The sequence below is a fragment of the Pseudonocardia sp. DxW genome, assembly GCF_058448985.1.
This window is the reverse complement of the sequence record NZ_JBZFLK010000008.1, coordinates 25789-47853: the sequence shown is the minus strand read 5'-3', so window position 1 is coordinate 47853 and position 22065 is coordinate 25789. Positions and strand designations below refer to the sequence as shown.

At 75.4% G+C, this 22065-nt stretch carries 21 protein-coding genes; 15 read left to right on the top strand and 6 right to left on the bottom strand.

Going from position 1 to position 22065, the window contains the following annotated elements:
- Window position 1: 1 nt before the first annotated feature.
- The 6 genes from ACVJO7_RS14120 to ACVJO7_RS14095 all read left to right on the top strand — a co-directional run bounded on the left by ACVJO7_RS14120 (window position 2) and on the right by ACVJO7_RS14095 (window position 6189).
- Window positions 2-1099: an alcohol dehydrogenase catalytic domain-containing protein gene (locus ACVJO7_RS14120; RefSeq protein WP_344024935.1), complete on the top strand. Its 1098-nt coding sequence runs from the start codon at window positions 2-4 to the stop codon at window positions 1097-1099.
- 11 nt (window positions 1100-1110) lie between these two features.
- The gene (locus ACVJO7_RS14115; RefSeq protein WP_491673243.1) at window positions 1111-2418 is read left to right on the top strand and encodes an RbtT/DalT/CsbX family MFS transporter; all 1308 of its coding nucleotides are present in this window, start codon (window positions 1111-1113) and stop codon (window positions 2416-2418) included.
- Complete coding sequence (locus ACVJO7_RS14110) at window positions 2415-4127, top strand: dihydroxyacetone kinase family protein (RefSeq protein WP_491673242.1); 1713 nt, start codon at window positions 2415-2417, stop codon at window positions 4125-4127. The genes ACVJO7_RS14115 and ACVJO7_RS14110 overlap by 4 nt, the downstream gene beginning before the upstream one ends.
- A complete protein-coding gene (locus tag ACVJO7_RS14105) occupies window positions 4124-4630 on the top strand; it encodes a ribose-5-phosphate isomerase (RefSeq protein WP_344024931.1) in 507 nt (168 codons plus the stop codon). Before ACVJO7_RS14110 ends, ACVJO7_RS14105 begins: the two co-directional genes overlap by 4 nt.
- The gene (locus tag ACVJO7_RS14100) at window positions 4630-5349 is read left to right on the top strand and encodes a GolD/DthD family dehydrogenase (protein WP_344024929.1); all 720 of its coding nucleotides are present in this window, start codon (window positions 4630-4632) and stop codon (window positions 5347-5349) included. The genes ACVJO7_RS14105 and ACVJO7_RS14100 overlap by 1 nt, the downstream gene beginning before the upstream one ends.
- Before the next feature lie 78 nt (window positions 5350-5427).
- On the top strand, window positions 5428-6189 hold the full coding sequence (locus ACVJO7_RS14095; protein ID WP_491673241.1) for a DUF2334 domain-containing protein: 762 nt from the start codon (window positions 5428-5430) through the stop codon (window positions 6187-6189).
- 69 nt (window positions 6190-6258) lie between these two features.
- On the opposite strand, the gene ACVJO7_RS14090 is transcribed toward ACVJO7_RS14095, so the two are convergent.
- The gene (locus ACVJO7_RS14090; protein WP_344024925.1) at window positions 6259-6618 is read right to left on the bottom strand and encodes a VOC family protein; all 360 of its coding nucleotides are present in this window, start codon (window positions 6616-6618) and stop codon (window positions 6259-6261) included.
- Window positions 6619-6804: 186 nt separating this feature from the next.
- Here ACVJO7_RS14090 and ACVJO7_RS14085 point away from each other — a divergent pair, with 186 nt between their 5' ends.
- A complete protein-coding gene (locus ACVJO7_RS14085) occupies window positions 6805-7665 on the top strand; it encodes an alpha/beta fold hydrolase (protein ID WP_491673240.1) in 861 nt (286 codons plus the stop codon).
- A 12-nt stretch (window positions 7666-7677) separates the two neighbouring features.
- Here the strand turns inward: ACVJO7_RS14085 and ACVJO7_RS14080 are convergent, their stop codons facing one another.
- A complete protein-coding gene (locus ACVJO7_RS14080) occupies window positions 7678-8694 on the bottom strand; it encodes an NAD-dependent epimerase/dehydratase family protein (RefSeq protein ID WP_491673239.1) in 1017 nt (338 codons plus the stop codon).
- Between the two features lie 90 nt (window positions 8695-8784).
- Between ACVJO7_RS14080 and purS the strand changes: the two genes are divergently transcribed.
- The 6 genes from purS to purM all read left to right on the top strand — a co-directional run bounded on the left by purS (window position 8785) and on the right by purM (window position 15222).
- Entirely contained in the window at window positions 8785-9018 is a 234-nt protein-coding gene (purS, locus tag ACVJO7_RS14075) for a phosphoribosylformylglycinamidine synthase subunit PurS (protein WP_491673238.1), read from the top strand.
- Window positions 9015-9695 (top strand): phosphoribosylformylglycinamidine synthase subunit PurQ, encoded by a 681-nt coding sequence (gene purQ / locus ACVJO7_RS14070; RefSeq protein WP_344024918.1) that lies wholly within the window; start codon window positions 9015-9017, stop codon window positions 9693-9695. Before purS ends, purQ begins: the two co-directional genes overlap by 4 nt.
- A 74-nt stretch (window positions 9696-9769) precedes the next feature.
- Entirely contained in the window at window positions 9770-12067 is a 2298-nt protein-coding gene (gene purL, locus ACVJO7_RS14065; protein ID WP_491673237.1) for a phosphoribosylformylglycinamidine synthase subunit PurL, read from the top strand.
- Entirely contained in the window at window positions 12064-12426 is a 363-nt protein-coding gene (locus tag ACVJO7_RS14060; RefSeq protein ID WP_344024914.1) for a sterol carrier family protein, read from the top strand. Before purL ends, ACVJO7_RS14060 begins: the two co-directional genes overlap by 4 nt.
- A 68-nt stretch (window positions 12427-12494) precedes the next feature.
- Window positions 12495-14066 carry an amidophosphoribosyltransferase gene (gene purF / locus ACVJO7_RS14055; RefSeq protein WP_491673236.1) on the top strand — a complete coding sequence of 524 codons (1572 nt, stop codon included), beginning with the start codon at window positions 12495-12497 and terminating at the stop codon, window positions 14064-14066.
- 58 nt (window positions 14067-14124) lie between these two features.
- Complete coding sequence (purM, locus tag ACVJO7_RS14050) at window positions 14125-15222, top strand: phosphoribosylformylglycinamidine cyclo-ligase (RefSeq protein WP_491673235.1); 1098 nt, start codon at window positions 14125-14127, stop codon at window positions 15220-15222.
- Between the two features lie 21 nt (window positions 15223-15243).
- Here purM and ACVJO7_RS14045 read toward each other — a convergent pair whose 3' ends face one another.
- The 4 genes from ACVJO7_RS14045 to ACVJO7_RS14030 all read right to left on the bottom strand — a co-directional run bounded on the left by ACVJO7_RS14045 (window position 15244) and on the right by ACVJO7_RS14030 (window position 18245).
- Window positions 15244-15960, bottom strand: coding sequence for an NUDIX hydrolase (locus ACVJO7_RS14045; RefSeq protein WP_358480493.1), 717 nt, complete (start codon window positions 15958-15960; stop codon window positions 15244-15246).
- Window positions 15961-16166: 206 nt separating this feature from the next.
- The gene (locus tag ACVJO7_RS14040; RefSeq protein WP_344024905.1) at window positions 16167-16370 is read right to left on the bottom strand and encodes a DUF3073 domain-containing protein; all 204 of its coding nucleotides are present in this window, start codon (window positions 16368-16370) and stop codon (window positions 16167-16169) included.
- A gap of 223 nt (window positions 16371-16593) precedes the next feature.
- A complete protein-coding gene (gene ygfZ / locus ACVJO7_RS14035) occupies window positions 16594-17730 on the bottom strand; it encodes a CAF17-like 4Fe-4S cluster assembly/insertion protein YgfZ (protein ID WP_491673234.1) in 1137 nt (378 codons plus the stop codon).
- A complete protein-coding gene (locus ACVJO7_RS14030; RefSeq protein ID WP_491673233.1) occupies window positions 17727-18245 on the bottom strand; it encodes a Fur family transcriptional regulator in 519 nt (172 codons plus the stop codon). Before ACVJO7_RS14030 ends, ygfZ begins: the two co-directional genes overlap by 4 nt.
- 248 nt (window positions 18246-18493) lie before the next feature.
- Between ACVJO7_RS14030 and ACVJO7_RS14025 the strand changes: the two genes are divergently transcribed.
- A complete protein-coding gene (locus tag ACVJO7_RS14025) occupies window positions 18494-20347 on the top strand; it encodes a hypothetical protein (protein ID WP_491673232.1) in 1854 nt (617 codons plus the stop codon).
- 43 nt (window positions 20348-20390) lie between these two features.
- Complete coding sequence (locus ACVJO7_RS14020) at window positions 20391-21995, top strand: hypothetical protein (RefSeq protein WP_491673231.1); 1605 nt, start codon at window positions 20391-20393, stop codon at window positions 21993-21995.
- Window positions 21996-22065: the final 70 nt, after the last annotated feature.

Sequence of the window (22065 nt, the reverse complement as noted above, 5' to 3'; positions counted from 1 at the left end):
CGTGGCTGTCGATACAGCGATTCCCGCCCGGATGCAGGCCGTCGTCGTGCACGGCCCGGAGGACTACCGGCTGGAGGAGGTGGACGTCCCGAAGCCGGACGCGGGAGAGCTGCTCATGCAGGTCGAGGCCGTCGGCGTCTGCGCCAGCGATCTCAAGTGCTACCACGGCGCCGCCAAGTTCTGGGGCGACGAGAACCGCCCCGCCTGGGCGCAGACCGGCGTGACCCCGGGCCACGAGTTCGTCGGCCGGATCGTCGGCGGCGACGACGCCGGGCTCGCCCGGCACGGCGTCGCGCTCGGCGACCGGGTCGCCTGCGAGCAGATCGTGCCCTGCGAGGAGTGCCGCTACTGCCTGCGCGGCCAGTACTGGATGTGCGGGCCGCACGACATGTTCGGCTTCCGCAACTTCAACGGCGCGATGGCCCAGTACATGCTGGTCCCGACCCGCGCCCGGGTGCACCGGGTCTCGCCGGACCTGGAGCCGCAGCACGCCGCGTTCGCCGAGCCGCTGTCCTGCGCGCTGCACGCGGTCGAGCGGGCCACCATCTCCTTCGACGACGTGGTGGTCGTCGCCGGCTGCGGCCCGATCGGGCTGGGCCTGATCGCCGGCGCCCGCGCCAAGAACCCGCGGCTGCTGATCGCGCTGGACCTCGACGACGACAAGCTGGAGCTGGGCCGCCGCACCGGCGCCGATCTCACGATCAACATCGGCCGGGAGGACGCCGTCGCCCGGGTCAGGGAGCTGACCGACGGCTACGGCGCCGACGTCTACCTGGAGGGCTCCGGCGCCGTCCCGGCCGTCGCGCAGGGCCTCAACCTGCTGCGCAAGCTGGGCACCTTCGTCGAGTACTCGGTCTTCGGGTCCGACGTGACGGTGGACTGGTCGATCATCTCCGACGACAAGGAGCTCGACGTCCGCGGCGCCCACCTCGGCCCGCACTGCTGGCCCGCCGCGATCAAGATGCTGGAGGACGGCAAGCTCCCGGTCGCCGACATCTGCACCCACCAGGTGCCGCTCGCGGAGTTCCAGAAGGCCCTCGACCTGGTCGGCGACACCTCCGGTGCGTCGGTGAAGGTCTCGATCCTCCCGAACGCGTGAGGGGGCCGGACGTGAAGGAGACCTTCCTCGACCGGCTCGGCATCCCGCACTCGCTGCGCTGGGGATTCCTCGGCCTGCTGGTCTTCATGACCGGCAACGGCACCGAGTCGAACTTCATCTCGCCGCACATCGAGGCGGTCCTCGGCTCGCCCGAGGCCACCGTCGCCACGATCATCTCGATGTACGGCCTCGCCGTGCTCGTCGCCAGCTACCTGGCCGGCGCGCTCGCCGACCTGTGGGGACCGCGCCGGGTGATGACCCTCGGCGTCGTCGTCTGGGTCGTGTTCGAGGTGCTCTTCCTGCTGAGCCTGCAGGCGGAGAGCTTCTGGGGCGTCGTCATCACCTACTTCCTGCGCGGCTTCGGCTACCCGCTGTTCGCCTTCGCCTTCCTGGTGTGGGTCACCGCGGTCACCCCGTACTCCCGCAACGGCGCCGCCGTCGGCTGGTTCTACGTGATGTTCACCGGCGGCCTGCCCACCCTGGGCTCGCTGTTCGCGATCGGCATGATCCCGGCGTTCGGCGGCGGGACCGGCGGCGAGACCGCCGCGATGGTCGGCGCGACCGCGCTCGTCGTCGCCGGCTGGGCGATCTGCCACTTCGGCGTCCACGAGGGACACGCCCACCGGCGCCTCGCCCCGGCCGGCGAGACCAGCGCCCAGGTGCTCACCGCCGGCCTGCGGCTGACCGCGAAGAACCCGCGGATCCTGATGGGCTTCCTGGTCCGGCTGATCAACACCGCGCCGCAGTACGGCATGTTCGTCATCCTGCCGACCGTCATCGCCGTCGATCTCGGCTGGGGCCAGAACCGCTGGCTGACCATGACCGTGTTCGTGTACGCGACGAACATCGGTGTCAACGCCGTGTTCGGCTGGGTCGGCGACAGGTGGGGCTGGCGCCGCACCGTGCAGTGGTTCGGCGTGTTCGGCTCCGCCGTGGGCCTGCTGCTCTGGTGGTACGTGCCGCAGGCCGTCCCGGCCGGCTCCACCTGGGGCTTCTGGGTCTCCGTCGCGGCCGGCTGCGTCTTCGGCTGCCTGCTCGCCGGGTTCGTCCCGATGGGCGCGATCATGCCCGCGCTGGCACCCGACCACAAGGGAGCCGCGATGGCCATGTACACCACCGCGGCCGGTGGCGCCGCGTTCCTGGGCGCGGCCGTCGTCGCGATCATGCTGGCGCTCGGCACCGGCAACGTCGGCGTCGTCTGGGCCTTCGTCGCCCTCTACGGGGCCGCCTTCGTGATGATGTACTGGCTCGACGTCCCCCAGCGCGCGGAGGACCTGCCCACCTCGGCCGACTCCGCCGGAGTGGGTGAGCGCGCATGACCCGCATCTACGACGACCCGGCCGAGTTCGCCGACGACCAGCTCGCCGGTTTCCTCGATCTCTACGCCGACCGTGTCCGAGGGGTGCACGGCGGCGTGGTCGCCCACCGCGGCGACGACCCGCAGGTCGCGGTGGTGATCGGCGGCGGATCGGGTCACTACCCGGCGTTCTGCGGGACGGTCGGGCCCGGGCTGGCGCACGGTGCCGTGGTCGGCAACATCTTCACCTCGCCGTCGGCGGCCCAGGCGTACTCCGTCGGCCGGGCCGCCGACCAGGGCCGCGGCGTGATCTTCAGCTTCGGCAACTACGCCGGCGACGTGATCAACTTCGGGATCGCCGCCGAGCGGCTGCGCGCCGACGGGATCGACGCCCGGATCGTGGTCGTCACCGACGACATCGCCTCCGCCGCCGACGAGGAGCGCCGCCGCGGCATCGCCGGCGACTTCACCGTGTTCAAGGTGATGGGCGCCGCCGCCGCGCGCGGCCACGACATCGACGAGGTGGAACGCCTCGGCCGGGCCGCGAACGCCGCGACCCGCACCCTGGGCGTCGCCTTCGCCGGCTGCACCATGCCCGGCGAGGACGAGCCGCTGTTCACCGTGCCGGACGGGCATCTCGGGCTCGGCCTGGGCATCCACGGCGAGCCCGGGATCCGGGACGTCCCGATGCTGCCCGCCCGCGAGCTCGCCGACCTGCTGGTCGACGACGTCCTGAAGGCCGCCCCGGCCGGCGCGGGCAGCCGGGTCGGCGCGATCCTCAACGGACTCGGGACGACCAAGTACGAGGAGCTGTTCCTGCTCTGGGGGCACGTCGCGCGGCGGCTGCGCGACGCCGGGTACGAGATCGTCGGTCCCGAGGTCGGCGAGCTCGTGACCAGCCTGGACATGGGCGGCTGCTCGCTCACCCTGATGTGGCTCGACGACGAGCTGGACCCGCTGTGGCGGGCCGACGCCTACACCCCCGCCTACCGCAAGGCAGGCGCGCCGCTGGCCGGGCTGCGCGCCCCGAGCAGCGACGAGCTGGCCGGCGCGCAGGCCGCCGTCACCGCGCCGGAGGCGGGCGAGGCCGCCCGCCGGCTGGCCGGCACCGTGCGCGACGCGCTCGCCGCCGTCGAGGCGACGGTCCGGGAGCACGAGCACGAGCTCGGCCGGATCGACGCCGTCGCCGGGGACGGCGACCACGGCCGCGGCATGCTCAAGGGGATCACCGCCGCGACCGCGCGGATCGCCGACCTCGGTCCCGAGGTCGGCGGCGGCTGGCTGCTCCAGCAGGCCGGCCAGGCCTGGGCCGAGCGGGCGGGCGGCACCTCCGGCGTGCTCTGGGGGGCCGCGCTGGAGTCGTTCGGCCGGCATCTCGGCGACTCCGCGGACGGCTACCCGGCCGACGTCGTCGCCGCCGGCGTCCGCGAGTTCGCGAGCACCATCGAGCAGCTCGGCGGGGCCCGGCCGGGCGACAAGACGCTGCTCGACGCGCTGCTGCCGTTCGCCGACGACCTGCAGCGACGGGTCGCGGCGGGCGCGGACCTCGCCACCGCCTGGACCGCCGCCGCGGACAGCGCGACGGCGGGCGCGCGGGACACCGCCGAGCTGCGCCCGCGGATCGGGCGCGCCCGGCCGCTGGCCGAGAAGAGCGTGGGGACGCCCGACGCGGGGGCGACCTCGATGGCGCTGATCGTCACCGCGGTCGGACGAGTTCTGGAGGACGGATGAGCGACAAGCTGCGCATCGTGGTCGGTGCCGACGACGCCGGGTTCGACTACAAGGAACGGCTCAAGGCCGATCTGCAGGCCGACGACCGGGTCGCCGAGGTGATCGACGTCGGGGTGGCCGCCGACGGGCACACCGCCTACCCGCACATCGGGGTGGCCGCGGCCCGCAAGGTCGCCGACGGCGAGGCCGATCGCGCGCTGCTGGTCTGCGGCACCGGGCTCGGCGTCGCGATCTCGGCGAACAAGGTGCCCGGCATCCGGGCGGTGACCGCGCACGACCCGTTCTCGGTGGAGCGCTCGGTCAAGTCCAACGACGCCCAGGTGCTCTGCTTCGGGCAGCGCGTGGTCGGCATCGAGCTGGCCCGCAAGCTCGCCTCGGACTGGCTGGACCACCGGTTCGACCCGCAGTCCGCGTCGGCCGAGAAGGTCGCCGCGCTGGACGGCTACGACCGCCGGGACGGCGAGCGCACCGCCGCGGCCGGGACGGTGGGGACGGACTGCTGATGTTCGACCTGACGGGCAGGGTGGCCCTGGTGACCGGCGCCGCCTCCGGGATCGGCGCCGAGGTGGCGGGCGCGCTCGCCGCGCAGGGCGCCGTCGTCGCCGGGGCCGACCTGCGCACCGACGGGCTCGGTGGGTGCACCTCGGCGCACCGGGTGGACGTCGCCGACCCGGACTCGGTGCGCGCCTGCGTGGACGAGGTGCTCGACCGGCACGGCCGGCTCGACGTGCTGGTCAACTCGGCCGGGCTGGCGCTGCTCGCGCCCGCCCTGGAGCTGGGTGTCGACGAGTGGCGCCGGACCCTCGACGTCAACCTGACCGGATCGTGGCTGATGGCGCAGGCCGCCGGGCGGGTGATGGTGGAGCAGGGCCACGGCCGGATCGTGAACCTGGCGTCCCAGGCGGCGAGCAGCGGTCTGGAGAAGCATGCGGCCTACTGCGCGTCGAAGGCCGGGATCAACGGGCTCACCCGCACCCTCGCCGTGGAGTGGGGGCCGCACGGGGTGACCGTGAACGCGGTGTCGCCGACCGTCGTGCTCACCGCGCTGGGCCGCGAGGTCTGGGACAACCCGGCCGGCGACGCGCACCGCGCCGAGATCCCCGCCCGGCGGTTCGCCGAGCCGTCCGAGATCGCCGCGGCCGTGGTGTATCTGGCGTCGGCCGAGGCGGCGATGGTGAACGGCGCCGAGCTGCGCGTCGACGGCGGGTTCACCGCCCGCTGAGCGACCGCCGGTCGTTCGTCGCCGGGCCGACCCGCGCGGCTCACACCGCGTTCATCCCGGTGCGCTGTCATGGCGGGCATGGGAACGCTGCTGGTCTCGCTGTCCGGCCTCACCGACGGCGACGACGCCGACCGCGCCCGCGCCGTCGCCTTCGCCGTCGAGCTGGACCGGCGCGGGGTACCGCTCACCCACCTGGTGCAGCCCCGCGCCGCCGGCGCGCCGCCGTTGCGCCGCGCCGACGACCTGGTCCGCTGGATCGCCGGCCGGGTCGGCGCCGGCGACGACCTGCTGCTGCACGGCTACGACCACACCGCCGACCCGGTCGGGGCCTGGCAGAACGGTTCGGTCCCGCGGATCGGGCGGCGCACCGAGTTCGGCGCGCTGCCCCGGCACGAGGCGCTGCTGCGGCTGACCGCCGCGCGCCGGGTGCTCACCGCGACCGGCCTGTCCACCGACGGCTTCGCGGCGCCCGGCTGGACGGCGTCCGCGGGCACCGTCGCGGCACTCCCCGAGCAGGGGTTCACCCTGTGTGCGGACGAGACCGCGATCCGGTCCACGCTCCCCGGCGGACCCGTCCTGCGGGCCAGGGTGCTGACCTTCCGCAGCTCCGAGCCGTGGCTGCGGGCCGAGCCGGCGGCGGGCGGCAGGCGGGCGCTGCCGGCCCAGGCGCTGCGCTCGGTCAGGCGGGCAGGCGTCGTGCGGATCGGCTTGCGCGCCAAGGACCTCCGGAAGCCGCACCGGGTCGGGGCCGCGCTCGAGGCGATCGACGCCGCCCGCTCCGCCGGTGCCGTCGGGTCGGTGCACCGCGGGCTGTTCCCGGTGTTCGCGGCGGCCGCGTGACAGCACCCGCCCACCGGGTTGTCCACAGTGTGTGTGTCCTGTGGACAACCCCGGTCGCCTGTGGATGGATCAGCTGCGGTGCTCGCCGAGCACGCAGAACTCGTTGCCCTCGGGATCGGCCAGCACGGTCCACGGCTGGTCCCCGTGCTGGCCCACGTTGATCCGGGTCGCGCCCAGCATCAGCAGCCGGGCGACCTCGGAGTCGCGCACGCCGTCCGGCCGCAGGTCGATGTGCATCCGGTTCTTCGTCCGTTTGCCCTCCGGCACCGGCACGAAGGTGATCCCCGGGGCGCCACCGCGGACCGGCCGGATGGAGAACTCGCGCGGCGACACGGCGACGACCTCCCAGTCGAGCGCCTCGGCCCACCAGCGGCCCAGCCGTTCCGGGTCGCGGGCGTCGAGGACCACCTGCTCCCAGGTCATGCCCATCGGAGGTGTCCCGCCGGTCCCCGGCCGGTGACCGGTGCGGGGCAGGGCGGGCCCGCCGGATCGTGCGTGTGGCTGCGGTGCATGCGACCAGCATCCCCGGTCCGTCCGCGCTCGTCCGAGCGGGTGACATGGGTCGTTGCTCACGCGGCACCGATGAGAACGCCGTCCCGGCCCGGTCGGGGATGCATGGACCCGCACACCCTCGACGTCGGCGACGCCGTCATCACCTACGACGTGCACGGCCCCGATCCGGCGCCGGGCGACCGGCCGCTGCTCGCGATCGCCCAGCCGATGGACGCCACCGGGTTCCGCTCGCTCGCCGCGCAGCTGCCGGAGCGCCGGGTCGTCGCCTACGACCCGCGCGGGATCGGCCGGAGCACCCGGCGGGACGGGCGCACCGATCACGACCCGCAGGTGCAGGCCGCGGACGTGCACGCGCTGATCGGCACCATCGGCGGGCCGGTGGACCTGCTGGCGAGCAGCGGGGGTGCGGTCACGGCGCTGGCGCTGGTCGCCGCGTACCCCGCCGACGTCCGGGTCCTGGTCGCGCACGAGCCACCGCTGATCGACGAGCTGCCGGACGCGGCGGCCGCCCGGCGGGCGTGGCGCGGGGTGCGGGAGGTCTACGAGGCGAAGGGCCACGGCGCCGGGATGGCCGCCTTCATCGCGCTGACCTCCTGGTCCGGCGAGTTCACCGACGACTACTTCGCCGCCGGGCCGCCGGATCCGGCCGCGTTCGGCCTGCCCACCGACGACGACGGCTCCCGCGACGATCCGCTGCTGTCCGATCTGTCGGCGTCGGTCCTCACCCACGTCCCGGATGCGGCCGCGCTCGCCGCGGCGCCCACCCGGGTGCTGATCGCCGCCGGGAAGGAGTCCGGGGACACCCTCCCCGCGCGCACCGCGCGGGCGCTCGCCGCGCGGCTCGGCCGGGAGATCGTGCTGTTCCCCAGCCACCACGGCGGATTCGCCGGCGGCGAGTTCGGTTACCCGGGCGATCCGGCCGGGTTCGCCGCCCGGCTGCGCACGGTGCTCGACGGCGGCTGAGCGGCCACCGGATCAGCCGGTGGCGTGCGCCCGCAGCACGGCCCGCTCCTCGTCGGGGGTGAGCCCGGACCGGCGGTGCCGGGCCACGCCCAGCTCCCGCTCGCGGTCCAGCGCGGCGCGCGCCGTCTCGCCGACCGACCGCCCGCCGAGCCCGGCCGCCAGGGTCGCGGTGACGTCCCGGTCGGCGATGCCCCAGTGCGACTCGGGCAGCCACAGCGGCAGCGACCGCGGCCCGGCCCAGATCGCGACGTCCTCGGAGACCAGCGTCTCCGCCGGCACCCGCACCAGGTCCAGATCCGGGGCGCCGACGGCGTCGGCGACCTGTTCCAGCACCCTGGCCAGGGTGGAGCGCGGCCCGGTGCCGTCGAAGACGCCGGTGGCGCCGGCCTCGGCGGACCGCACGATCCACTCCGCCAGGTCACGCACGTCGATGATCTGCATCGGGTGCCCCGGCACGTCCGGCACGACGGCGCGCCCGCCCCGGGCGAACCGGTTCGCCCAGTACCCGAACCGGTCCGACAGGTCCCCGGCCCCGCAGATCAGCCCGCCGCGCACGATCAGCGCCCGGTCCCCGACCCGTTCGCGCACGGCCTGCTCGCTCGCCACCTTCGCGGCGCCGTAGACCTCCGGGTCGTCGGAGTCCGGATCGGGACGGGTGTGCAGCGGACCGAGGGTGGGCTGGCCGACGGTCCCGCCGCGGACCGACGGATCGGCGTAGGCGTTGATCGACGAGACGAACGTCCAGTGCGCGGCCCGGTCGGCGAGCGCGTCCAGGGCGTCGCGCACCCAGGGCGCCGACATCGTCGCGACGTCGATCACGGCGTCGAACCCGCCTCCGGACGGCTCACCGGCCAGCGCCGCCGCCAGCGCGCCGGGCTCGGAGCGGTCCGCCTTCACCGTCGCCGCACCCGGCGGCGGCGCGCCGGAGACGCCGCGGGACACGCAGGTCACGGCATGTCCGGCGGCCAGCGCGGCCTCGGCGATCGCGCGCGAGAGGAAGACCGTCCCACCCAGCAGCAGAATCCGCATACCCGATGGTGGGGCCCGGCCCGGTGGGCTGTCATCCCCGTTCGCCGTGGGACGACCAAGTGCCGCGGAACGAACCTCTACCCTGGTGCCGTGGCCAGAGTGGTGGTGGACGTGATGCCCAAGCCCGAGATCCTCGACGTCCAGGGACAGGCGGTGACCCGGGCGCTCGGCCGGATCGGGATCTCCGGGGTGAGCGGGGTGCGGCAGGGTAAGCACTTCGAGCTCGAGGTCGACGACGCGATCGACGACGAGACCCTGCACCGGCTCGCCGGTTCGCTGCTGGCGAACCCGGTGATCGAGGACTGGACGGTGACCCGGCTGTGAGTCGTGTCGGCGTGATCACCTTCCCGGGCACGCTCGACGACGTCGATGCCGCCCGCGCGGTCCGGCGCGCCGGTGCCGAGGCCGTCCCGCTCTGGCACGGCGACCACGACCTGCGCGGTGTGGACGCCGTCGTCGTCCCGGGTGGCTTCTCCTACGGCGACTACCTGCGGGCCGGCGCGATCGCGTCGCTGGCGCCGATCATGCGCGAGGTCGTCGACGCGGCCGGGCGCGGCCTGCCGGTGCTCGGCATCTGCAACGGCTTCCAGATCCTCTGCGAGGCGCACCTGCTGCCCGGGGCGCTGGTCGCCAACGCCGGGCTGCACTTCCTGTGCCGGGACCTGGTGCTGACCGTGGAGAACGGCCGGACCGCGTGGACCGCCGACTACGCGGCCGGCGACCAGCTGCTGGTCCCGCTGAAGTCGCAGGAGGGCCGGTACGTGGCCGACGCCGCCACCCTCGACGAGCTGGAGGGCGAGGGCCGGGTGGTGTTCCGCTACCGCGACGGCGCCCCGAACGGCTCGGCCCGCAACATCGCCGGCGTCACCAACGCGGCCGGGAACGTGGTCGGGCTGATGCCGCACCCGGAGCACGCGACCAGCACCCTGACCGGTCCGTCCGAGGACGGTCTGGGCCTGTTCACCTCGGTGCTGAAGGCGACGGTGGCCGCCGGTTCCTGAGGCGCTGACCGGGCGGGCTGTGCTTCCGGGCACGGCCCGGCCGGGTGCCGGGACCCCACGATTACCCTGGTGCCGTGACGCAGTCCCAGGTGCAGGTCGATTCCGTCTCCCACGCCGAGGCGACGCCGGAGGCGCCGCAGCCCTACCGCGAGCTGGGCCTCAAGGACGACGAGTACGCCCGCATCCGGGAGATCCTCGGCCGCAGGCCCACCGACGCCGAGCTCGCCATGTACTCGGTGATGTGGAGCGAGCACTGCTCGTACAAGTCGTCGAAGGTGCACCTGAGCTACTTCGGTGAGACGACGACCGAGGAGATGCGCTCGGCGATGCTCGCCGGGATCGGCGAGAACGCCGGCGTGGTGAGCATCGGCGACGACTGGGCCGTCACGTTCAAGGTCGAGTCGCACAACCACCCGTCCTACGTGGAGCCCTACCAGGGCGCGGCGACCGGCGTCGGCGGCATCGTGCGCGACATCATGGCGATGGGTGCCCGCCCGATCGCGGTCGGCGATCCGTTGCGCTTCGGCCCGATCGACGCCGAGGACACCGCCCGGGTGCTGCCCGGGATCGTCGCCGGGGTCGGCGGCTACGGGAACTGCCTGGGCCTGCCGAACGTCGCGGGCGAGGTCGTGTTCGACCCGTCCTACGCGGGCAACCCGCTGGTCAACGCGCTCTGCGTGGGGGCGCTCAAGCGCGAGGACCTGCACCTGGCGTTCGCCTCCGGTACCGGCAACAAGATCATCCTGTTCGGTGCGACGACCGGGCTCGACGGCATCGGCGGCGTGTCGGTGCTGGCGTCGGAGACGTTCGGGGAGAACACCGGCCGCAAGAAGCTCCCCAGCGTGCAGGTCGGCGACCCGTTCACCGAGAAGGTGCTCATCGAGTGCTGCCTGGAGCTGTTCGCGGCCGGGCTGGTCGTCGGCATCCAGGACCTCGGCGGGGCCGGGCTGTCCTGCGCCACCTCCGAGCTGGCCAGCGCCGGTGACGGCGGGATGAGCGTGGACCTCGACGCCGTCCCGCTGCGCGCCACCGGGATGACCGCCGCCGAGATCCTCTCCTCGGAGTCCCAGGAGCGGATGTGCGCGGTGGTGAAGCCCGAGCACGTCGAGGCGTTCCTGGCGGTCTGCGCGAAGTGGGACGTGCTGGCGTCGGTGATCGGTGAGGTCACCGAGGGCGACCGGCTGGTGATCACCTCCGGCGGCGAGACGGTGGTCGACGTGCCGCCGCGCACCGTCGCCCACGAGGGCCCGGTCTACCGGCGCCCGGTCGCCCGCGACGAGGTGCAGCAGGACGCGCTCAACGCCGACCTGCCGGACCGGCTGCCGCGCCCGGAGACCCCGTCCGAGCTGCGCACCGAGGTGCTGCGGATGGCGGGCTCGCCGAACCTGGCCAGCCGCGCCTGGGTCACCGACCAGTACGACCGCTACGTCCGCGGCAACACCGTCGCCGCGCACGGCGCCGACGCCGGTGTCGTGCAGGTCGACGAGGAGACCGGCCGCGGGATCTCGGTCGCCACCGACTGCAACGCCCGGTTCGTCGCGCTCGATCCCTACACCGGCGCGCAGCTCGCGCTGGCCGAGGCGTACCGCAACGTCGCCACCTCCGGCGCGGTGCCGCTGGCCGTCACCGACTGCCTGAACTTCGGCTCGCCGGAGGACCCGCACGTCATGTGGCAGTTCCAGCAGGCCATCCGCGGCATCGCGGACGGCTGCGCGGTGCTCGGCACCCCGGTCACCGGCGGGAACGTCAGCTTCTACAACCAGACCGGTTCGACCGCGATCCTCCCGACGCCGGTGGTCGGCGTGCTCGGCGTGATCGAGGACGTCCGGCGCGCCGTCGGGTCCGGGTTCGCCGGCGCCGACGGCGACGCGGTGATCCTGCTCGGCTCCACCGCCGCCGAGTTCGGCGGCTCGGAGTGGGCGCACGAGGTGCACGGCCACCTGGGCGGGTACCCGCCGGCCGTCGACCTGGAGCACGAGCGCCGGCTCGCCGGTCTGCTCGCGGCCGCCGCCGCGGACGGCGAGCTCACCGGCAGCCACGACCTCTCCGACGGCGGGCTCGCCCAGGGCCTGGTCGAGGCCGCGCTGGCCGGTGGCCGCGGCGCCCGGATCGACCTGGCCGAGGTGCACGCCGACGCGTTCACCGCGCTGTTCTCCGAGTCCGCCGGCCGGGTGCTGGTCACCGTCGCCGCGGACGCCGCCGACGCCCTGCTGGCGCGGGCCGCCGACGCCGGGGTCCCGGCCGTCCGGATCGGCGGGACCGGGGGCACCGCGCTCGACCTCGGCGACGCCGCCGGGACGCTCGCGCTGGACGAGCTCCGGGCCGCCTGGGAGGCCACCCTGCCGGCCCGGTTCGGCCCCGTCTCGGTGTGACCGGCCCGCTGCACGACTGGCTCGACGGCGGCCCGGAACCCGACCGGGCCACCCGCCGGGCCGCCGTCAAGGAGTCGCTGGCCGAGCTGGCGCGGCGGGCGCCGGGGCACAGCGTCGAGGTGCGGGTCCCGCCGTTCGGCGCCGTCCAGTGCATCGACGGGCCGCGGCACACCCGCGGCACCCCGCCCAACGTCGTCGAGACCGATCCGCGGACCTGGCTCGCGCTCGCGCTGGGCCGGACCTCCTGGGGCGACGCCGTCGCCGACGGTTCGCTCCGGGTGTCCGGTTCGCGGGCCGCCGAGGTGGCGGCGCTGCTGCCGGTGCACGGACCGCGGAGTGACCCTGCTCCCCGAACCTGAAGGAACCCGCTGACGCGGCGTACGATCACGATCTGGTCCCGGTACGCCGCCAGCCGAGGAGCGCCGCGTTGAGTTCCGTCCGGAACACCCACGTCAGCACCGCCCCCACCCCGATTCCCGCTCCCGAACCCGACGAGACCGGCCCCCGCGAGGAGTGCGGGGTCTTCGGCGTCTGGGCGCCCGGCGAGGACGTCGCGAAGATGACGTACTACGGCCTGTACGCGCTGCAGCACCGCGGCCAGGAGGCCGCCGGGATCGCCGTGTCCGACGGCCAGCGGATGGTCGTGTTCAAGGATCTCGGCCTGGTCAGCCAGGTGTTCGACGAGCAGACCCTGTCCTCGCTGCGCGGTCACCTCGCGATCGGGCACTGCCGCTACTCCACCACCGGCGCGACCACCTGGGAGAACGCCCAGCCGACCTTCCGCACCACCGCCACCGGATCCGGGCTGGCGCTGGGGCACAACGGGAACCTGGTCAACACCGCCGAGCTGCGCGAGGACGTCGCGAAGCTGGAGAACCGCAACCGGTCCGGGCTGCGCGCCACCACCGACTCCGACCTGGTCGGCGAGCTGCTCGCCGCGGGCGCCGCCGATCTCGGCATCTTCGAGGCCGCGCTGCGGCTGCTGCCGCGGCTGCGCGGGGCGTTCTCGCTGGCCTTCGCCGACGAGACGACCCTGTTCGCCGCCCGCGATCCGCAGGGTGTGCGGCCGCTCGTGCTGGGCCGGCTGGAGCGCGGCTGGGTGGTCGCCTCGGAGACGGCCGCGCTGGACATCGTCGGCGCCTCTTTCGTCCGCGAGGTCGAGCCCGGCGAGCTGATCGCGATCGACGCCGAGGGCATCCGCAGCCAGCGCTTCGCCGCGCCGGAGCCCAAGGGCTGCGTGTTCGAGTACGTCTACCTGGCCCGCCCGGACACCCAGATCGCCGGCCGCTCGGTGTACGACACCCGGGTCGAGATCGGCCGCCGGCTCGCCGAGGAGCACCCGGTCGAGGCCGACCTGGTCATCCCGGTCCCGGAGTCCGGCACGCCGGCCGCGATCGGCTACGCGCAGGGCTCCGGCATCCCCTACGGCCAGGGGCTGGTGAAGAACGCCTACGTCGGGCGCACCTTCATCCAGCCCAGCCAGACCATCCGCCAGCTCGGCATCCGGTTGAAGCTCAACCCGCTGCGCACCGTCATCCGCGGGAAGCGGCTGGTCGTCGTCGACGACTCGATCGTGCGCGGCAACACCCAGCGCGCCCTGGTCCGGATGCTGCGCGAGGCCGGCGCCTTGGAGGTGCACGTGCGGATCGCGTCGCCGCCGGTGCGCTGGCCGTGCTTCTACGGCATCGACTTCGCCAGCCGCGCCGAGCTGATCGCGAACGGCGCCGACACCGAGGGCGTGCGCCGCTCGATCGGCTCGGACTCGCTCGGGTACGTCTCGGTGGAGCAGATGGTCGCCGCCTCCGAGCAGCCGCGTTCCCGGCTGTGCTGCGCCTGCTTCGACGGGGACTACCCGATCCCGCTGCCGGACGAGGCGAAGCTCGGCAAGCACCTGCTGGAGGACATCCCACCGGCCGAGCGGGCCCGCACGGCGCCCGCCCCGGAGCCCGGCCCGCTGTCGGTCGGATACGGTGCCGGTGGGGCGCTGTCCCGGTCGTAGGCTCGGCGACACGCCCCGCGCACGCCCCGTCACGATCCCCGTACTGGAGAACCGACCCATGCCCTCGACCGAGCCCGGCCCCGCCAGCTACGCATCGGCGGGGGTGGACATCGACGCGGGGGAGCGGGCGGTCGAGCAGTTCCGCCCGTTCGCGGAGAAGGCGACCCGGCCCGAGGTGATGGGCGGGATCGGCGGCTTCGCCGGCCTGTTCGCCGCCCGGTTGGGCAAGTACAGCGAGCCGGTGCTCGCCGCGTCCACCGACGGCGTCGGCACCAAGGTCGCGATCGCGCAGGCGATGGACAAGCACGACACCATCGGCCAGGACCTGGTCGCGATGGTCGTCGACGATCTGGTGGTGTGCGGCGCGGAGCCGCTGTTCCTGCAGGACTACATCGCCGTCGGCAAGCTGGTCCCCGAGAAGGTCGCGACCCTGGTCCGCGGCATCGCCGAGGGCTGCGAGCAGGCCGGCTGCGCGCTGCTGGGCGGCGAGACCGCCGAGCACCCCGGCCTGATGGACGCGGGCGGCTACGACCTGTCCGCGACCGGCGTCGGCGTGGTCGACGCCGAGAAGATGCTGCGCCCGGAGCGGGTCCGCCCCGGTGACGTGCTGGTGGCGCTCGGGTCGTCCGGCCTGCACTCCAACGGCTACTCGCTGGCCCGGCACGTGCTGCTCGACATCGCCCGGCTGCCGCTGGAGGGCGAGCTGGAGGAGTTCGACCACTCGCTCGGTGAGGAGCTGCTCGTCCCGACCCGGATCTACGCCAAGGACTGCCTGGCGATCGCCGCCGAGACCGGCGTCCGCACGTTCTCGCACATCACCGGCGGCGGGCTCGCCCGGAACCTGGAGCGGGTGCTGCCGGACGGCCTGGCCGCCACCGTGGAGCGCGGCTCCTGGACCCCGGCCCCGGTCTTCAAGCTGATCCAGAGCCGCGGCCGGGTGGACCGCGCCGAGATGGAGAAGACGTTCAACATGGGTGTCGGCATGGTCGCCGTGCTCCCGCCGGAGGACGTCGACCGGGCGCTCGCCGTGCTCACCGCCCGGCACGTCCCGGCCTGGATCCTCGGCGAGGTCGCCCGGATCGGCGACGTCGACGGTGCCGGTTCCGGCGGGATCGGCGCCCGGGTGCAGCTGCGCGGGGAGCACCCGCGCTTCTGAGCGGGACCGGCCGGCGCGGGATCAGCGCGCCGTCGCGGACCGCTCGTGCGGGCGGTGCGACTCCCGCAGCATCGGCGGGTGCAGCGCGGTGGCCGGGCCCCGCCGGAACAGCCGGGGCGGCCGCCCGCGGCCGCCGGTGACCAGCGTCGTCGTCGGGACCAGGAACCCCTCGGTGGAGGTCACCTTCCGCTGGAAGTTCCGCGGATCGAGCGAGGCGTCCCAGACGGCCTCGTAGACCCGGCGCAGGTCGGACACGGTGAACTCGGGCGGGCAGAACGACGCGGCGAGCGTGGTGTACTCCAGCTTGGACCGGGCCCGCTCGACGCCGTCGCCGAGGATCCGTTCGTGGTCGAAGGCGAGTGGCGGGATCCGGTCGACCGGCCACCACGCCGACTTCGCGGCGCCGCCGCCGGGCGTCGGCTCCGGCATGTCCGGGACGAACGCCAGGTAGCCGACGGACAGCACCCGGCCGCGCGGGTCGCGGTCCGGGGCGGCGTAGCTCGCGAGCTGCTCGAGATGGCCGACGACGGCGTCTCCGGTGGCGGCCCCGGTCTCCTCGCCGAGCCGACGGCTGGCGGTGTGCACCAGGTCCTCCTCGGGGCGCACGAAACCGCCCGGGAGGGCCCACTCGCCGAGGAACGGCGGTTCGCCCCGCTCGATCAGCAGCAGGTGCAGCTGGTCGGACCGGACCGTGAGCACGACGAGATTGACGGCGACCGCGAAGAGGTTGCCGCGCATGTCGTGGACACCTCGGACAGGAACGGGGACCGGTGAGCGCGCCCCTCGCGGAACGCGTTGGTGATCTTGCCCTATCCGGCCGGTCGGGCGAAACCGCCGGGTACGTCCGGCGTAGCGCTCGCAGCGGCGAGCGGGTGAGGAGAGGTCGCGCACGCGACGACGCCCGGTCGGGGAACCGGAGTCCCGACCGGGCGCCGGTGCGCGGGTCAGCGGCGAGGGTGGTCGTCCTCGTCGTTGTACTTGGCGGCGAGGTCGGCGTACTCGCCGTACTCCTCGTCGCCGTTGTCGGTAGTAACCGCCGTCCCGCTCCCGATCTCGCGCTGCAGCGCGTCGAGATCCATCGCGGGGGAGCTGTACTTGAGCTCGCGGGCCACCTTCGTCTGCTTGGCCTTGGCTCGTCCGCGCCCCATGGCTGGTCCCCCTTACAACAGGGAAGGGGCGGCCCGGTCACCTGACACGACCCGGCGGCCCCTCTCGTCTCATCAATGTCGTGGGTCCAACCGTACCCTGCGCACCCCGGGGCGTGCGATGCGGCACCGTCGTCGTCACAGGGGTGGGCGCGCCGGTGCGGTGGCCCGACGGCCGGCGTTCACCCGGTGTACACCACGGACGGGGTACGCCGGACCGCGCAGGTCAGCCGCGGCGCCCCGGCCCGCGCCCGGTGCGCTCCCGGGCGGCCCGTCCGGGTGGCGGCTGGTCCGGGTCGGGCTCGTAGGAGTCCGGGTCGATCGTGACGGGGGACACGCGGTCGTCGGCGCCGGCGGTCAGCTCCGCGTCCACCGGGACCGAGCGCTTCACCAGGGCGAGCGCGATCGGGCCGAGCTCGTGGTGCTGGACGACGGTGCCGATCCGCCCGACGGCGCGGCCGTCGCGCTGGACCGGGTCGCCGGTGCGGGGCAGGTCCTCGTCGCCCGCGTCGAGGTGCAGCAGCACCTGGCGGCGCGGCGGGCGGCCCAGGTTGGCGACCCGGGCGACCGTCTCCTGCCCGCGGTAGCAGCCCTTCGTCAGGTGCACCGCCGGTCCGATCCAGCCGACCTCGTGCGGGATCGTCCGGTCGTCGGTGTCCCGGTGCAGCCGGGGGGCCCGGGACTCGACCCGCAGCGCCTCGAACGCGATCGTGCCGGCGGCCCGCGCGCCGGCCGCGGTGAGCGCGGACCACCGGGTGTCGCGCTCGGCGCGCGGCACGACGACGTCGGCGGCGTCCCTCCCCGGCCACGGGGTGCGCCGGACGAACCCGCCGCCGTCGAGCCCGGCGACGCCGTGCGGTGCCGCGGGAACCGGCAGCCCGGCCCGTTCGAGCACCTCGGGAACGTCCGGCCCGACGACGGTGAGCACGGCCAGCTCCGCGGTCGCGTCGCGCGGCTCCACCTTCGACCAGAACACCATCTTCTGCAGGTAGTCCAGCAGCGGGGCGCCCTCGCCGGGCTCGGTGTCGAGGTACACGGTGTCGCCGGTGGCGGCGACGGCCATGTGGTGCAGCACCCGGCCCTGGATGTCCAGGACGAGCGCCTCGGTGCCGGTGTCCGGCGGGAGCTCGCTCACGTGCTGGGTGAGCAGCAGGTGCAGCCAGGACAGCCGTTCCGCACCGGTCACCGCCAGCACGTCCCGGTGGCTGCGGTCGACGACGGCGGCCGAGCGGGCCATCGCGCGCTGCTCCGCGGGCGGGTCGCCGTGATGGGCGGCGACGGCGGCGTCCGGGTCCGGCGGCTCCGTCGCGCCGTCGTGGGCCTCGTCGTTCTCGGGTGCCGTCTGCGGTCCGGTCGTGCTCACCGGTCTCCCTTCGCGACGCCCGGTGTCGCCGGGGCCGCGTCGCCGTGCTCGGTGCTGCTGTGCTGGGTGCTGCCGTGCTGGGTGCCGTGATGCTCGCCGGTCTCGTCCGCCGCGCAGTCGGCGCAGGTCCCCGACAGTGCCACGTGTGTCGCGTCGAGGTGGAAACCCAGGTCCGTCAGGGTGCGTTCGGCCACACCGGACAGCAACTCGGCCGGTGCCTCGTCGACCCGGCCGCATCGGTGGCAGACCAGGTGCACGTGCCGGTGCCGGTACTCGGAGTAGGTCGGCGCGCCGTGCCCCAGATGGGCGTGCCGGACGACGCCGAGCCCCTCGAGCAGATCCAGCGTCCGGTAGACGGTGGTGATGTTGACGGCGGGCGCCGTCGCCTGGACACGCGTGCACACCTGCTCGGGCGTGGCGTGCCCCAGTTCGCGCACCGCGTCCAGGACGAGTTGGCGTTGGGGGGTCATCCGGAGACCGCGCTTGTGCAGCGTGCCCTTCAGCGAGGAGTCCACACCGTGATGGTATTCGCTCCGGCCCGGTAGGCTGCGGTCGCGAGGACGGTAGCCGCGCATCGTGTCACGGGAGCGTCCTTCGCGGGGGACGCCACGCCGGTGAGTGATCATTGCGGGTCGCGGCGTTCGCCGTGACGGCGCTCCCGTGGCTACCCTGACCGGCGGGGTCGGATCGGTGTCGCCGGTTGCGTGGACCTCGCAGTGGTGTCTCACCGGCACTGCGCCGGACGAACTGTGAGGAGTGAGCGATGACGGCAGACGGGGCGGACCGCCCGGGCGGTTCCCCGCGGTTCGACGTCGTGCTCCGCGGATACGACCGCAGGCAGGTCGACGAGCACATCGTCGGGATGCAGCGGGTGATGGGCCGGATGCGGGCCGACATCGACGCGTTGCGCAGCCGGCCGGTGCCACCGCCGATGCCGGTGCCGCCGCCCGGCGGCTTCGTCGGGCCACCGGGTCCGGCCGGCCCGCCCGGTCCGCCCCGGCAGGGCCCGCCGCGCCCCGCGCCGGCGCCGCCCGGCCCGGGCCACGAGGCGGACCGGCACACCGGGTCCGACCACTTCTCCGACCGGATACAGGCGATCCTGCAGAAGGCGGAGGAGGAGGCCGAGGAGATCCGGGCCAAGGCCAGGGCCGACGCCGAGCGGGTCACTGCCGAGGCGCGCAAGCAGGTCGACCGGGCCCGGGCGGACGCCGACCGGGCCCGCGAGCAGGGTGACAAGCTCCGCGCCGAGGTCGGCGAGTTGACCCGCCGCCGGGACGAGCTGCGTGCGGGCGCCGGGAAGCCGGGATCCGACCGGGCCCGGCCCGCCGCGGCGAAGGCCGAGGGCGCCGACGAGGCGGCCCGGCCCGGTTCGGCGGAGTCCCGCACCGGTGCGCCCGAGTCGCGCAACGGTGCCGCCCAGCCGGCCCGCCCGGGAGCGACGGCCGGGTCCCAGCCCGGCCAGAAGGACCAGCCCTCGGGCGCCGGTCGCGGATCTGGCACGCCGCAGACCCCGTCCGGGGTCAACGGTGCCCGCCCGGCCGCTGTGCAGCAGGGCCCCGGCCAGGGTGAGTCCGGCGCGTCGCCGCGCCCCGGCCCGCGTCCGCAGCCCGGCCCCGGAGCGCCCGGGCAGCCGGGCTCCGGCCGCAACGACTCCGGTTCGCAGGCCCGCCCGCAGGGCAGGCCCGGCTCGTCCGACCAGCAGCCGGACGCCGCGAAGCCGGCCGCCGCGGCCGCCGGCGGTGCCGGATCGCAGGGCGCCGGACCGCAGGGCGCCGGACCGCAGGGCGCCGGGAAGCAGGCCGGCGGGCAGCAGGGTGCCGGGAAGCAGGCCGGCGGACAGGGTGCCGGGCAGCCGGGCGCCGGGCAGCAGCCTGGCGGCCAGCAGGGCGCCGGGCAGCAGGGTTCCGGCCAGCAGCCCCGGCCGGGCCAGGCCGGAGGATGGAGCCAGACGATCCGGCCGGAGCAGGGTCACGCCTCCGGGCAGCAGCCCCGCCCCGGCCAGCCGGCCCCGCGGCCCGGCGCGGGGGCGCGGCCCTCGCCGGCCCCGCGGCCCGGTGCGGCCGCGCCCGGCCAGCAGGGGCCGGAGCAGGGCGCCGAGCGGACCACCGCGGTGCGCCCCGGTGGCGAGGAGCACGAGCCCCAGCCCGCCGAGCTGTTCCGTCCGGCGTCCGACGCCCGTCCGGCGGAGCCCGCGACGTCCGCGGTGCCGCGCCAGGACGGGAAGCAGACCGGATCGGAGAGCGACGCCGAGAAGACCGTCGCGGTCGGGGCCGTCCGCCGTTCCGGTGACACCCCATCGGATGGTTCGGACAAGCCCTCCGCGGACGACGAGAAGGCCAAGCAGACGAGGTCCGGGTCGGCTGCCGAGCCGCCGACCACCGCCAACCCGGCAGCCGGTCGGGGCAGCGGTCACGGCGACCAGGAGCCGCGCCGGAACGGCTCCGGCCAGGCCGGCAACGGTCAGACGGCCGGCGGTGGCGGATCCGAGTCCGCGGACGAGGCCGGCGGACGCCCGGCCAACGGCCAGTCGGCCGGGCCGCACAGCGGCACGAACGGTTCCGCGGACTCCGGTCGGCCGACTGCGGCGCAGCCCTCGTCGGGGACGCGCAGCACCTGAGGTTGCACGCGCACGGGCCCGGGCCCCTTTAGGGTCCGGTCCCATGCAGCTCGGCTCGGTCACGGTTCCGCCCCTCGCGCTCCTCGCGGCGCTGGGGGCGGCAGTGCTCGTGGTCCTGGTCCTCTGGGGTGTGTGGCGGGCCCGCAGCGGCCCGGCGCCGCTGCCCGTCGCGCCGCCGGACATCGCCGGCCCGCAGCCGTGTGCCGAGGACTGGACCGGGGAGTCGGCCGGTGGCCCGGCCGATCCGCTGCCTCCGGCGCGTCCGCGGACCGTCGCGGACATCGTCGCGGAGCGACACGTCGGCGCCGTCGCGGAGCGACACGTCGGCGCCGTCGCGGAGCGGCACGTCGAGCCTGCCGCGGAGCGACACAGCGAGCCTGCCGCGGAGCGGCGCGCCGAGCCCGTCGCCTCACCGGCTGCCGGGGCCATCGCTGCCGGGGCCGCCGGCGTTGCCGGGGCCTCTGGCGAGCGGGGTGCCGGGGCGTACGCGGAGCGGGACCCGGGCGTGGACACGGGCCCGCTGCCGGGCCTGCCGGTCCGCCCCGGTGGGTCGGTCCCCGCCGGTGCCCGGCGGTCCGCGACCGGCGCCCCGGGCCGGCACGCCCGGGAGTCGGACCGTGGCGGCCCGCTCGACGAGCTCCTCGCCCCCGCCGACGAGCGGCCCGGCTCGGCGACCCGGGCCCGCACGCGCGGCCCGGTGCAGCCGGGCGCCGAGGACGCGGATCCGGTGACCGACGACCGGTCCGCCATCGACCGGCCGGACGGCGCCACCGCGACGGACGCCGCGGGTGCTCCGGTGGCGGATGCCTCGGGGCCGGGCGGGACCACCGGCCCGGCCGTCCCGGTCGCGCACCTGCACATCGCCGACGAGCACCCCGACCCGGCCGCCGCCGGCACGTCGGCCCCCGGCCCCGGGAGCAGCGACCCGGCGAGCAGCGGACCGGCAGGCGACCCGGGAGGCAGCGGCCCGGCAAGCGATCCGGCGAGCAGCGGTCAGGCGGGCGCCCCGGAGGTCAGCGACCCGGCGCCCGACAACCCCGAGCCTCGCTCGGACGTCGTCCCCCCGCCCGCCGACCACCCCGCGGCGCCGCTGCCGCCCTGGTCCGCCGAGCGCACCGTGCCCGCGCAGGAGGACCTGCCCAGCGGCGGGTCGCCGGGCACCGCATCCCCCGCACCGACGGGCCGGGACGCGGCCTCGGCGCAGCCGGCCCGGCCCGCACCGCCACCGCTGTCCGAGCCGGTCTCCCGGGCCGTCCAGCAGGCCCTCGTGGCACGCGCGGTCCAGCGGGCGCGGATGCGCCGCGGCGAGACCGAGCCGACCGGCCCGGATCCGGTGCCGGGTGAGCAGCAGGAGCTCCCGCTGGCGGTGGTGCCGTCCCCGCCCGGCGACGACGACGCCCGGGACCGGCTGCTCGCGGTGCTGCTGGCCGACCCGGTGCGCGCGCTCGACGCCACCCGCACCCTCGACGACTCGCAGCACCGCATCGAGGAGCTCGGCGACGTCCTGCGCCGCCGCCGCGACGAGCTGGCCGGCGCCGTCCGGCACCTGAACGAGTGCGGCCTCGATCCGGCGCAGATCGGACGGCTCTCCGGGATGGCGCCGGCCGACGTCCGGACGATCCTGGACGGCGAGGACGCCGGACGCTGATCGGCCGCGCCTCGCGGGGGCTCGCCACGATCCGGGCCGGTCACGCCGCGTTCCGCGGAACGCGGCCGCG